Annotated in this window: 9 protein-coding genes and 1 pseudogene; 5 read left to right on the top strand and 5 right to left on the bottom strand. The window is 68.8% G+C overall.

Annotated elements, in window-relative coordinates; genetic code table 11:
- Positions 1–33 precede the first annotated feature (33 nt).
- From ACFU8W_RS37910 to ACFU8W_RS37900, 3 genes and pseudogenes are all read right to left on the bottom strand, one after another.
- Positions 34–957, bottom strand: coding sequence for an IS1634 family transposase (locus ACFU8W_RS37910; protein ID WP_384047576.1), 924 nt, complete (start codon positions 955–957; stop codon positions 34–36).
- A gap of 131 nt (positions 958–1,088) precedes the next feature.
- Positions 1,089–1,499: pseudogene (locus ACFU8W_RS37905) on the bottom strand (IclR family transcriptional regulator); the annotation flags it as partial.
- Between the two features lie 442 nt (positions 1,500–1,941).
- Complete coding sequence (locus ACFU8W_RS37900) at positions 1,942–2,388, bottom strand: MarR family transcriptional regulator (RefSeq protein WP_345509975.1); 447 nt, start codon at positions 2,386–2,388, stop codon at positions 1,942–1,944.
- Between the two features lie 77 nt (positions 2,389–2,465).
- Between ACFU8W_RS37900 and ACFU8W_RS37895 the strand changes: the two genes are divergently transcribed.
- Genes ACFU8W_RS37895 through ACFU8W_RS37880 form a run of 4 tightly spaced genes read left to right on the top strand, consistent with a single transcriptional unit; the run spans position 2,466 to position 6,255 of the window.
- On the top strand, positions 2,466–3,410 hold the full coding sequence (locus tag ACFU8W_RS37895) for an SDR family NAD(P)-dependent oxidoreductase (protein WP_384047573.1): 945 nt from the start codon (positions 2,466–2,468) through the stop codon (positions 3,408–3,410).
- Entirely contained in the window at positions 3,407–4,273 is an 867-nt protein-coding gene (locus ACFU8W_RS37890; RefSeq protein ID WP_384047570.1) for an amidohydrolase family protein, read from the top strand. The genes ACFU8W_RS37895 and ACFU8W_RS37890 overlap by 4 nt, the downstream gene beginning before the upstream one ends.
- Positions 4,274–4,286: 13 nt before the next feature.
- Positions 4,287–5,774: a long-chain fatty acid--CoA ligase gene (locus tag ACFU8W_RS37885; RefSeq protein ID WP_384047564.1), complete on the top strand. Its 1,488-nt coding sequence runs from the start codon at positions 4,287–4,289 to the stop codon at positions 5,772–5,774.
- 25 nt (positions 5,775–5,799) lie between these two features.
- A complete protein-coding gene (locus ACFU8W_RS37880) occupies positions 5,800–6,255 on the top strand; it encodes a MaoC family dehydratase (RefSeq protein ID WP_384047562.1) in 456 nt (151 codons plus the stop codon).
- 439 nt (positions 6,256–6,694) lie between these two features.
- Here the strand turns inward: ACFU8W_RS37880 and ggt are convergent, their stop codons facing one another.
- Positions 6,695–8,554, bottom strand: a complete 1,860-nt coding sequence (ggt, locus tag ACFU8W_RS37875; RefSeq protein WP_384047560.1) for a gamma-glutamyltransferase — start codon at positions 8,552–8,554, stop codon at positions 6,695–6,697.
- A 548-nt stretch (positions 8,555–9,102) separates the two neighbouring features.
- Entirely contained in the window at positions 9,103–9,825 is a 723-nt protein-coding gene (locus ACFU8W_RS37870; RefSeq protein WP_345509981.1) for a VOC family protein, read from the bottom strand.
- A 625-nt stretch (positions 9,826–10,450) separates the two neighbouring features.
- Between ACFU8W_RS37870 and ACFU8W_RS37865 the strand changes: the two genes are divergently transcribed.
- Entirely contained in the window at positions 10,451–12,718 is a 2,268-nt protein-coding gene (locus ACFU8W_RS37865) for a M4 family metallopeptidase (RefSeq protein WP_384047556.1), read from the top strand.
- The last annotated feature ends 318 nt before the right edge of the window (positions 12,719–13,036 follow it).

The raw sequence follows: 13,036 nt of genomic DNA, 5'->3' as shown, positions 1-13,036 counted from the left end.
ACCCCCCGGATCATCAACAACAAGGGGGGGAAGTCATGCCGGACCCGAAGGCCGGTAGCCCCGTTGCGGAGCCACGAAAAAGGTAACGGGGGGGGCGGCCAGCAGGTGGGCGTCCTTCAGGACCCGGTAGGTCTCGCGCCGTCCGGTGGGGGTGTCCTCGTCACGGGCGGGGGTGTAGTCCACAACAGCGGCCGCCTCAAGGTCGAGGGCGGCGTAGACCTCGCGGTCGACCTTGGATGCGGGGGCGGGGGCGATGAAAACGGTCCCGGCCTTGATCAGGGCGCTGACGTTGGCGTAGGAGATCAACTTGGAGTCGGCGATCAGCAGGAACTCCTTCGGCCCGGCCATCGCGCGAAGGCTGTTCATCGTGCTGGTGATCTGGGAGATCTCCGCGGCTCCGCCGTCGATAACGCGAGACAGCAGCGGAACAGCGCCGTCGTCAGTCACCGCCAGGCCGGTCTGGATCTGTTTGAGGTCGTAGCGGCGGTCCTTGGGATGGCCGTGCTTGATGCGGGGATGCTCCTCGTCCTGGTCCTCGGCCGGGTAGGCGCCGTACAGCGACATGGAGGTCATGTCCCAGTGAAATGTGGACACGTCGATGCCGAATTCGCCGATCGCCCGGGCTCCGATGCTGTCAGTGATCTCCGTCAGTTGCGGAGCGATGGCGTCCAGGGCCCGTCCCAGACGGTCATCGTTGAGTAACTCCGGTTCGATCCCGAAGACTTCTTCCACCGCCCACTCTCCAGCCCAGCGATCAACCCGCCACAAGGGTGCGGGTGCGGTCAGCCGGTTGGCCACCAGTGCCTCGATGACCTGGCCGTGCGTGAGGTGGGCGATGTCGCGGCCCGGGCACAACCGGTCGATGGTCCCGGCCACATCAAGCCGGCGCAGAAACTTGGCAGCGACAGGCAGAGCGCCCAGACGCTTTTCCACCACGGAGGTGACCACACACTCCATGCGCGGGCGCACCGTCCGCAGCCGCGGGGACCGGGAAGACTTCGTCACACCCGGTCAACACGACCACCCCCAGCCGGACACGGCCAAGCAGCAACTCCACCCGACTCAGCCACCCGCGAAGTACGGAGCTAGCCCGCGCAGTACCGGCCCTGGAGCTCGGTGGGCCCGTGCGCGAGCGGGATCAGTACGACGCCGGTCGCGTGCAGTGGCCAGCGCGCCCCGACCTGGGAGCGGACGCCCACCGCCGAACGCGAGGAGAGCCGTTCGATGTAGACGACGTCGAGCCCGTCGCCCACGGCCAGGTGGACGTTTTCGTGGGTGGCCTCGTGGAGGTCCTCCAGGAGCGGACGTGCCGCTTGCCGCAGCGCGACGCCGCGCGGGGCGAGAGCGGCCACCTCCCACAGCCTCAGTCTCACGTGGTACCGCCCCTCGTCCCGCTCCAGCGCGCCCCATGCGGTCAGTGCCGCGACAATGCGGTGCGCGGTGGGCAGCAGCAGGTCGGCGCGCCGCGCGATGTCGGTGAGCGTGAGTGAGGGGTTCACAACTGTTGGGCCGGCACATCGTTTTGGTGAACATGGGCACGATGGGGTGAACGGCGCGATGAGCTGCGGGCATGCCCGGTGGGGTGTGGGTGACGTTTTCGGTGCGATCTGGGACGCCGGGTGTGGTGTCAGCGGTCGGGGCCCCCGTGTCACCGGAGAGATGGTTCGGGGCCTCCCCGTCGCCTCTGGCCACACCCATATGGCCAGGTCGTGAGGGATTCCGCCCGCCTGGAACGGAGCGCATACGGGATATGCGTCGCTGCCCGGGATGCGAAAGCGGAGGACCAGTGCGCCCAAGACCGTTCGGGGCGTGCCGGTGAGCCAGGACTCACTCCTGCTCACTGCCCAGGAACGGTGCCTCTGCTCGAACGCCGCCAGGACGTTGAGCAGCCGGAGGCCGAGCGCGGCGCCGGCGGCCCGGGGCTCTGGCGGGACACCGGGCTCAGTCCTCGCCGCCGGGCTCCGCGATGCGCAGCAGCAGCGCGTGCAGCGTGCCGCGCTCCTCGGTGGAGAGCGGCGCGAGCAGGGCGTCGGTGACCTGGGCACCGTCCTGTTCGCTGTCGCGCAGCAGTTCCCGTCCGGCGGCGGTGAGCACGACGATGCGGTTGCGGCGGTCGCTCGGGTCGGGCTTGCGTTCGGCGAGCTCCAGCCGCTGCAGGTCGTCGAGGAGGGAGACGATCGCGCTCGGGTCATAGCCCAGGCGGTCGGCGAGCTCACGCTGTCGCGCGCCCTCGACGGTGGCAAGGTAGCGCAGCACGGCGTAGTGGCGCAGGCGCAGCCCGTGCTGCTCCAGGCCGGCGTTGAAGAGGCTGCCGGACCGCAGGCCGAGTCGGTACAGCAGGTAGCCGGTGTCCGTGTGCAGGCCGCGCATCCAGGGCTCGTCGCTCATAGCGGAGATCATGCCGCAGAATCACGGTCGGAAACAACCATTGACGAACACAATGATTGCTCCTACCTTCCATTGCCATGAGCACTGAACACCTTCGTGAATCGATCGACCTCAGTGGCAAGGTCGCCGTCGTCACTGGCAGCGGACGCGGGCTCGGGCTCGCCTACGCCACCGCCCTGGCCCGCGCCGGTGCCGCCGTGGTCGTCAACGACCTGGATGCCCACATGGCGGAGCAGGCCGCGAAGTCCATCACCGAGGCCGGCGGCCGAGCCGTCGCCGAGGCCGTCGCAGTCGGCACCGGCGAGGCGGCGCAGGCCGTGGTCGACCGGGCCGTCGCCGAGTTCGGCCGCCTGGACGTCATGGTCACCAACGCCGGCATCCTGCGCGACAAGGTGTTGTGGAAGATGACCGACGAGGACTTCGACGCGGTGATCGCCACCCACCTGCGCGCCACCTTCACCTGCGCCCGCGCCGCCGCGATCCGCATGCGCGAGCAGGGCGAGGGCGGCAGCCTGATCATGGTCGGCTCCCCGGCCGGGCAGCGCGGCAACTTCGGCCAGACCAACTACGCGGCGGCCAAGGCCGGCATCGTCGCCATGGTCCGCACCTGGTCCATGGAGCTCGCCCGCAACAACATCACCGTCAACGCGATCGTGCCGGTCGCCGCTACTGCCATGACCGAGACCATCCCCGCCTTCGCCCCCTACATCGAGGCCATGAGGCAGGGCAGCCCGCTGCCGGACTTCCTGCGCAAGGGTGAGGGCTTCGGCACCGCCGAGGACTGCGCCGCGCTGATCCCCTTCCTCGCCTCAGATGCCGCCCGCGCCGTCACCGGGCAGTGCATCGGCATCGGCGGTGACAAGCTGGCCCTGTGGTCTCACCCGCAGGAGACGGCCGTCGCCTACGCCGACGGCGGCTGGAGCCCCGAGGCCATCGCCGCGAGCTGGGCCACCTCCGTGGGCCGCGAGCCGCAGACCGTCGGCATCCCGGCGCCGGCCGTTCCTGCGGGGAGTGCCAAGTGAACGTGAGCGAGCTGACCGCCATCGACGTGCACACGCACGCCGAGGTCTCCTCGAGCGGGAAGGCCTCCCTCGCGGACGACCTGCACGAGGCGTCCAACAGCTACTTCAAGGTCGAAAGTGCCCGCAAGCCCACCCTGCCGGAGATGGCCGCCTACTACCGCGAGCGCCGCATGGCCGCCGTCGTCTTCACCGTCGACGCCGAGCACGCCACCGGCACGCCCCCGGTCCCCAACGAGGAGGTGGCCGAGGCGGCCGCCGCCAACCCGGACGTGCTGATCCCCTTCGCCTCCATCGACCCCTTCCGCGGCAAGGCCGGCGTGCGCGAGGCGCGGCGGCTGGTCGAGGAGTACGGGGTCAAGGGCTTCAAGTTCCACCCCAGCATCCAGGGCTTCTTCCCCAACGACCGCCTCGCCTACCCGCTCTACGAGGTCATCGAGGAGACCGGAACCGTCGCCCTGTTCCACACCGGCCAGACCGGCATCGGTGCCGGCGTCCCGGGCGGAGGCGGCATCCGGCTCAAGTACTCCAACCCGATGCACGTCGACGACGTCGCCGCCGACTTCCCCAACCTGAAGATCATCCTCGCCCACCCCTCCTTCCCCTGGCAGGACGAGGCCCTCGCCGTCGCCACCCACAAGCCCGGCGTGCACATCGACCTGTCGGGCTGGTCGCCGAAGTACTTCCCGCCGCAGCTGGTGCGGTACGCCAACTCGTTGCTCCAGGACAAGGTGCTTTTCGGCTCCGACTACCCGGTGCTGACCCCGGACCGCTGGCTCGCCGACTTCGACAAGCTGCCGATCAAGGACGTGGTCAAGCCCAAGATCCTCAAGGACAACGCCGCCCGGCTGCTCGGGCTCAGCTGAGAGGGCACCCGCCATGCGCAACGAGGGATTCGGCTCCTGGCCCGCCCGCCGCGCCCGGAAGACCCCGCACCGCACCGCACTCGTCCACGGTGACCGCAGCATCAGCTACGCCGAGCTGCACGAGCGCACCACCCGGCTCGCCCACGCGCTGCGCGCCGCCGGCGTCCGCCGCGGCGACCGCGTCGCCTACCTGGGGCCCAACCATCCCGCCTTCCTGGAGACATGCTTCGCGGCCGGGATGCTCGGCGCCCTCTTCGTCCCCCTCAACACCCGCCTCGCCGCGCCCGAGATCGCCTTCCAGCTCGACGACTGCGGTGCCAAGGTGCTGATCCACGCCCCGAGCTGCGCCGACCTCGTCGCCGGCTCCGGTGCCCCGATCACGGTCGAGGTCGGCCCCGCCTACGAGGCGCGGCTGGCCGCCGTCGATGCCACCCCGATCGACGAGCCGGTCTCCCTCGGCGACACCTGCATCATCATGTACACCTCGGGCACCACCGGTCGCCCCAAGGGCGCCATGCTCACCCACGGCAACGTGACCTGGAATGCCGTCAACGTCCTGGTCGACCACGACCTGATCGCCGACGAACGCGCCCTCGTCTCCGCGCCGTTGTTCCACACGGCCGGACTCAACATGCTCACCCTCCCGGTCCTGCTCAAGGGCGGCACCTGCGTGCTGGTCGAATCCTTCGACGCCACCGCGACGCTGGAGCTGATCGAGCGGCACCGGATCACCTTCGTGTTCGGCGTGCCCACGATGTACGACCTGATGGCCCGCAGGCCCCAATGGGAAACGGCCGACCTCAGCAGCCTGCGCCTGCTCACCTGCGGCGGCGCCCCGGTGCCCACCTCCCTCATCGACCTCTACCAGCGCCGCGGACTCACTTTCCTCCAGGGCTACGGCATGACCGAGGCCGCCCCCGGCACGCTCTTCCTCGACGCCGAACACGCCGTCAGCAAGACCGGCTCCGCAGGCGTGCCGCACTTCTTCAGCGATGTGCGCGTGCTCGCCCCCGACGGGTCCGAGGTCGCGCCGGGGGAGCTGGGCGAGGTCATGGTGCGCGGGCCCCACGTCAGCCCCGGCTACTGGGGCCTGCCCGAGGCATCGGCCGCCGCCTTCACCGACGGCTGGTTCCGCAGCGGCGACGCCGCCCGCGTCGACGCGGACGGCTATGTCACCATCGCCGACCGGATCAAGGACATGTACATCTCCGGCGGTGAGAACGTCTACCCCGCCGAGGTGGAGGACGCCCTGCTGGCCCTCCCCGGTGTCGCCGAATGCGCCGTAATCGGCGTGCCCGACGAGAAGTGGGGCGAGGTCGGCCGCGCCGTCGTCGTCCCCGTACCCGGCAGCGAGCTCGACCCCGAGCTCCTGCTGGCCCGGCTGGCGGGCATGCTCGCCAAGTACAAACTCCCGAAGTCGGTGCTGCTGGTGGACAGGCTGCCGCGTACCGCATCCGGAAAGCTCCGCAAGAACGACATCCGTGCCCAGCACGGCAACTGACCGACCGAAAGGCTGTCCCGTCACCATGGCACTCACCGTCAACGGACTCGACCAGCTCAAGTCTCTCGCCGGTACCGACCTCGGCACCAGCTTGTGGCTGGAGGTCACCCAGGACCGCGTCGACCTCTTCGCCGAGGCCACCGACGACCACCAGTGGATCCACACCGACCCCGGCCGCGCCGCCTCCGGCCCCTTCGGCGCCCCGATCGCCCACGGGTACCTGACGCTGTCCCTGTTCATCCCCTTCTTCACCGAGCTGCTCGAGGTCGAGGGCGTCGCAACCAAGGTCAACTACGGCCTCAACAAGGTGCGCTTTCCCGCCCCGGTGAAGGTCGGCTCACGCATCCGTCTGGCCGCCCGTCTCGCCGAGGTCGAGGAGGTGCCCGGTGGCCTGCAGATCACGGTCAACGGCACGATCGAGATCGACGGCCAGGCAAAACCGGCCGCAGTGCTGCAGAGCGTCTCGCGCTTCTACGCCTGAGCGACCGCGGAGTTACGCAGGGCGGGGCGTGTCATCGTCGGATGATGAGCACGAACAACGAAGTGGGGCGTCCCGAGGAGCAGTGCGAATCCGGCCGCGGCTGTCAGCCGGTCCCAGCCGGGGCGTGTGGTCAGGGGAACGAAGCACTGCGCCAACAGGAGCGGGTCAGGACGGATCGTCGTGGCGCGTCAGCCGATCGACACCTCCTTCACGTGACTGTTCCTACTTACGCGTAGCGACTTCGCGTAACACACCGAGCGCTGTAGTTGACAGATCTCGTCAACTACAGCGCTCATCGCGAGGCAAAGACGCGTTGCGATTGTGGACTGTCAGACCAATCCTTCTGGCGCGGGGCCGAGGAGACTGGCGCCGGAGTCAGCGATTTCGTCGTAAGCACCGAGGCCTTCCGCGAGGCCCGAGTGATGCAACGTTCGCCGGGTCAACGGCTCTCGTTCACCACCATGGCCGAGCCGCCACCTCGCCGCTTGGGTTCGGCGACCGCCGTGACCTTCCCGTCGCGCTGGAACTCCAGTGCGGCCACCGCTCCGATCTCCGGGGAGGGGGTGAAGGTCTGTGGGGCCAGGACGAAGTGTTGGCCGAGGCCTTCGAGCGCGGTCCGCTCGGGTGAGTCGAGGAAGGCGGGTTCGGCGTCGGTCGTGGTCCGGTTCCGCTGTGAGATCCTCGGAGCGGCGACCGCATCGGGCAGCGACATGCCCAGGTCGAGACGGTTGACGAGAGTCTGGAGCACCGTGGTGATGATCGTCGCGCCACCCGGCGAACCGACCGCGATCACCGGCTTTCCGTCCCGCAGCACGATCGTCGGCGACATGCTGCTGCGCGGGCGCTTGCCCGGCGCGGGCAGATTCGGGTCGGGTACCCCGGGGGTGAGCGGGGTGAAGTCGAAGTCGGTGAGCTCGTTGTTGAGCAGGAAGCCACGTCCGGGCACGGTGATGGCCGAGCCTCCGGTCTGCTCGATCGTCAGGGTGTACGAGACCACGTTGCCCCAACGGTCGGCGGTCACCAGATGGGTCGTCGAGGGCCCCTCGTAAGGCTCCTGAGTGCCCTTCCCCCGGGCACAGCCGGTTGTCGCGCCGCGCGGGTCCGCCGGGGCCAGCGGGCTGGTCAGCGTCGCGTCGGGCCGGATCAGGCAGGCCCGGTCCTTCGCGAACTCCTTGGACAGCAGTGCCTTCGTGGGCACGTCCGAGAAGGCGGGGTCGCCCACCCAGCGGTTGCGGTCGGCGAAGGCGATCCGGCTGGATTCCAGGTAGTGGTGCAGCGCCTGGACCCGGTCGGCGGACGACAGAGGGAAGTTCTCCAGGATGTTGAGCGCTTCGCCGACGGTGGTGCCGCCGGAGGAGGACGGGGCCATGGAGTAGACGTCCAGCCCGTGGTACGTGGTGCGGGTCGGGTCCCGGCGCACCACCCCGTAGTTCGCGAGGTCGCGCCGCTCCATGAGTCCGGGCCAGAACGTACGGTCGGAACCCGCGGTCACCGGCGGGTTCTGCGCGGTGCGCACCACATCGCGCCCGATCTCGCCGTGATAGAGCGCATCTGTTCCCTCGCGAGACAGCTCCCGGTACGTACGGGCCAGGTCGGGGTTGCGGAAACGGCTGCCGACCACAGGGAGTTCACCGTTCGGCAGGAACAGCTCGGAGGTCGAGGTGATGTCCCGGAAGCGGGCTTCGTTCATCGCCGTCTGAGCGCGGAATTCGTCGTTGACCACGAAGCCGTCGTCGGCGATCCGGGTGGCCGGGCGAAGTGCGCGCCCGAGCGAGACGGTGCCCCAGTCGTCCAGGGCCTTCTGCCAGGTCGCCGGAGTGCCCGGAACTCCCACGGACAGGCCGGAGTTGACCGCTTCCTGGAACGGGATGGCTTTGCCCGTGGACGGGTCGATGAAGGAGTCGGAGCGCATCCGGGCCGGGGCCGTCTCTCGGCCGTCGATGGTGTGCACCTTCTTCTTGGCGGCGTCGTAGTACACGAAGTAGCCGCCGCCTCCTATGCCTGCCGAGTACGGCTCGACCACTCCGAGCGCGGCCGCGGTCGCCACCGCCGCGTCGACCGCGTTGCCGCCGTGCCGCAGCACCTCGATGCCTGCCTGCGAGGCGTATGGGTTCACACTGGAGACTGCGCCCCCGCTTCCGGTGGCGACGGCCTGTTTGGGCGGCGGCTGGAGACGTGCGCCGGAGGGCGCTGCGGCAGCGCCTGCCGGGGATGAGCCGGCGGCTGCGGTGGGGAGGAGCAGAGGGAGAGCGAGGGCTGCCGCTGACGCGGCAGACACCAGGGCACGGCGGGTGATCATCGAGCCTCCGAGGGCCTCGGACGAGGGTGATTGCTGGCACTTTGGCAACAGTCGGCCTCATCAGCAATGGATCTTGGAGATCTTTGCGGAACATCTGAGGTTCCTCGGCAGTAACCAGCGCGGTTCAACGCCCCTGCGCCTGCCGGAATCCCCGTCCGCCCAGGTCATCCCAGTGACAGCTACGTCGGTGGGGCGGCATGATGACCGCTTGCGCTACTCCGTCTGCCCTGTCTGACTGTCACCAACGCCTTTGCCTCATCCGGCGGTCGAGTGCTGCTGACGCGGCCCTTGTGGGAACCGGTTCCGAACGTCCCTCGCTCCGGCAGGGCGAGCCCGGTGGGACGGCGCAGGTCGACATCGGACAGGCGTGCGCTTCCACGCGCTTGAAGTCGTCACTCGTGATCCCGGAAGCGTTTCATGAGAGTGTTTCAGACGTTCAGTGGTTTGCAACAACCCAAGAAACATGAAAAGCCCTGCATGATCGGCTGCGGGGGCTGTGTTTCATGAGTGTTCGCCCATGAAACACAGCCCACCCGACAACAGCCGCGCTACCGGGGCCTCTGCACGGAGAACTCGTTGCCGTCGGGGTCGAGCATCAGCATCCGGCCGCCGTCGCCCTCGCCGGTGTCGGTGCGCGTCGCGCCGAGCGAGAGCAGACGGTCGACCTCCGCATCCCAGTCAGCGTCGGCGGGGAGCGCCAGCTCGAAGTACAGCCTGTTCGTGCCCGTCTTCGGCGCCACCGGAGGACCACCCCACGTGATCTTCGTACCGCCGTTCGGCGATTGGATCGCGGTCTCCTGGTCCTGGTCCCAGACCAGCGGCCACCGCAGCGCCTTGCTCCAGAAATAGCCGACCTCCTGCGTACCGTCGCAGGCCAGCGCTCCGATGAAGCCGGTGTCGGCGAGGAACTTGTTGCCCGCCTCGATGACGCAGAACTCGTTGCCGTCTGGATCGGCGAGCACCACATGCCCTTCTTCAGGGAGTTGGCCCACGTCGATGTGCTGCCCGCCGAGTTCCAGCGCCCTGGCCACCGTCTGCTGCTGATCCGCCGGGGAAGCGCTCGTCAGGTCGAAGTGCGCCCGGTTCTGGCCGATCTTTGGCTCCTGGCTCGGCAGGAAACGGATGCGGAACCCGGCGGTATCAGGGGGCAGGATCGCGACGTCGTCGTCCGGATCGTCGACCAACTCCCAGCCAAGGAACTCGGACCAGAACCGCGCTAGGCCCGACGGCTGGGTCGCATTGAAGCAGATCGCGAACAGTTGACTTGTCATACCCCGTGCATCTCCGATCCACTGACGGTCGATACGGCGGCTCGCCCGCCCGCGAGCGCAGCCTAGTGGTGGCCGTGCGGCACCCGCAGCCGAGTTTCCGTCACGGGGGAGCGCGGTCACGCGCCGGGCCTGCCGGGGCCGTTCAGCACCTGACCCGACGAGGACGGCAACCGGTACACGGCGTCGGGATGCACTGCATCGGCGTTGGGGTTGGCGTTGAGGATGAGAACGATCCTGCTCGGATCGCCGGGTGCCCCGAAGGCGTACAGGTCGCACAGATCGATGTCAACCTGGACCGCGGCTACGACAGCGGCAACCGGCGCCCGACCACCAAAAGGCTCAAGTGACGCCTAATGCGGGGCAGTCCGACAAACACCACAGATCGATCAACGACAGATTTCGGTCAAGTTGGCGCCGCGCACATGACGAGTCCTCGTCAATGCTGGCACGCTTCTGTCCAGTCGCCGCAGAGCACCCCTACAAACGCACGGGCACCACACGATGCGGCGATCACGTCGGACACCGTCCGACCCACTCGCACCTCCAGCTCTACCGGGCGGCAACACCCCCGCCTGCCCGGCTGACTCCGGCCGTTCACACCCGGCCGCCGCAGAAGGAGTTCCGTGTGAATCGAACCCCCCGAAGAGCCGTCGCCGCGAGCGCGTTGATAGCCGGCGCCGCGATGATTGCGGCCGCGCTGCCGTCCAGTGTCGCCACCGCCGACACCATGAGACAGGCGCCGGCCAAGGCGCAGGCCCGCGCCGGCGCGATGCCAGTGCAGTTGTCGCCGTCGCAGCGTGGCGAGTTGCTGGCCGCGGCGAACTCGTCCCGGGCGGGGACCGCCAAGTCGCTGCACCTGAGGTCGCAGGAGGCGCTGATCGTCAAGTCCGTCCTGAAGGACGCAGACGGCAGCCTGCACACCCGCTACGAGCGGACTTTCGCCGGACTTCCGGTCCTGGGCGGCGACCTGGTTGTCCACACGGCCGCGAACGGCTCGGCCAAGGGCGTCACCAAGGCCACCAACGCGACCATCACCGTCGCGTCCACCACTGCCGCCAAGAGCGCCGGCTCCGCGAAGACCTTCGCGCTGGGCCGCGCCAAGGCCAAGGGCGTCGCGAAGGCGAAGGCCGGCACCGCCCGCAAGGTCGTCTGGGCCGCGTCCGGCACCCCGACCCTGGCCTGGGAGACGGTGGTCGGCGGCACCCAGGCCGACGGCACCCCCTCCGAGCTGCACGTCATCACCGACGCCAAGTCCGGCAAGAAGCTGTTCGAGTTCCAGGGCATCGAGACCGGCGTCGGCAACAGCAAGTACTCCGGCCAGGTCACCATCGGCACCACACCGGCCGACGGCAGCTACTCGATGACCGACGCCACCCGCGGCGGCCACAAGACCTACGACCTCAACGGCGGCAGCTCCGGCACCGGCACGCTGTTCACCGACCCGGACGACACCTGGGGCGACGGCACCACCGGCGACCGGCAGACCGCCGCCGTGGACGCCGCCTACGGCGCCCAGCTCACCTGGGACTACTACAAGGACGTCCACGGCCGTAACGGCATCAAGAACGACGGCGTCGGCGCCTACTCACGCGTCCACTACGGCAACGCCTACGTCAACGCGTTCTGGTCCGACGCCTGCTTCTGCATGACCTACGGTGACGGCGCCGGCAACAGCAAGCCGCTCACCTCCATCGACGTCGGCGCCCACGAGATGACCCACGGCGTCACCTCCAACACCGCGGGCCTGATCTACCGCGGCGAGTCCGGCGGCCTCAACGAGGCCACCTCCGACATCTTCGCCGCGGCCGTGGAATTCTGGGCCGACAACGCCTCCGACGAGGGCGACTACCTCGTCGGCGAGAAGATCGACATCCGCGGCAACGGCACCCCGCTGCGCTACATGGACAAGCCCTCCAAGGACGGAAGGTCCGCCGACGCCTGGTACTCCGGTATCGGCTCCATCGACGTCCACTACTCCTCCGGCCCGGCCAACCACTGGTTCTACCTGGCATCCGAGGGCAGCGGCGCCAAGACCGTCAACGGCGTGGACTACGACTCCCCGACCTCCGACGGCCTGCCGGTCACCGCGATCGGCCGGGACGCCGCCGCCAAGATCTGGTACAAGGCCCTCAGCACCTACATGACCTCGTCCACCGACTATGCCGGTGCCCGCACCGCCACCCTTCAGGCCGCCGCCGACCTGTACGGGCTGGGCAGCGACACCTACATCAACGTCGCCAACGCCTGGGCCGGCATCAACGTCGGCCCCCGCATCGTCGACGGCATCCTGCTGACCAACCCCGACCCCCAGACCAGCGCGGTCGACACCGCCGCCGGCCTTCAGATCCAGGCCACCGGCTTCAACCCCGGTGTCCTCACCTACTTCGCCACCGGCCTCCCCGACGGCCTGTCCATCAACCACGTCACCGGCCTCATCACCGGCACCCCCACCACGGTGGGCACCAGCAACGTCACCGTCACCGTCAGAGGCTCCATGCACGGCATCACCACGGCGAACTTCACCTGGTACGTCGCCAGGGGCATCGTCGAGAACACCACCGACGTGCCGATCCCGGACGCGGGCGCCACGGGCCCCGCGGTCTTCTCTGACATCGACGTCACCGGGATCTCGGGCCAGGCGCCGAGCGAGCTCAAGGTGGACGTGGACATCAAGCACACCTGGCGCGGTGACCTGGTCATCGACCTGGTCGCCCCCGACGGCACGCTGTACCCGCTGAAGAAGAGCAACGTGTCCGACTCGGCCGACAACGTGCTCGCCACCTACACGGTGGACGCCTCCAGCCAGGTCGCCAACGGCACCTGGAGGCTCCAGGTGAAGGACATGTACCGCGGCGACACGGGCTACATCGACAGCTGGAGGCTCATCTTCTAAGGGCGTCCGGCAGTAGGCGCGCACCGGCGGGCAGAAGGTGCCCCCGGACGAAGAGCAGGCACGAGCCGCGGTGATCACGGAGTTCTCTACACTCAGCGATCACCGCAGGGCTCGTGCCTGTCCTGCCATCACGCCTGCTCGGACCCCTGCGGCACCAATTCTCCGCGCTACTGCCTGAGCACTTGGACACCCATCCGCCGGGCTGCCACAAGCCGCACGTCCCCGACCGCGTCGGGATCACGCGGCGTTGATCCGCTCGGCGACGGAGAACCTCGCGCGATGACCACCACCCTCACCCCTGATCCGACAGAAACCGCC

Origin of the sequence: Streptomyces sp. NPDC057565, from assembly GCF_042801455.1 — a bacterium.
Lineage (GTDB): Bacteria > Actinomycetota > Actinomycetes > Streptomycetales > Streptomycetaceae > Streptomyces > Streptomyces yanii.
The sequence above is the reverse complement of the archived record's forward strand: the minus strand, read 5'-3'. Positions and strand labels throughout refer to the sequence as shown.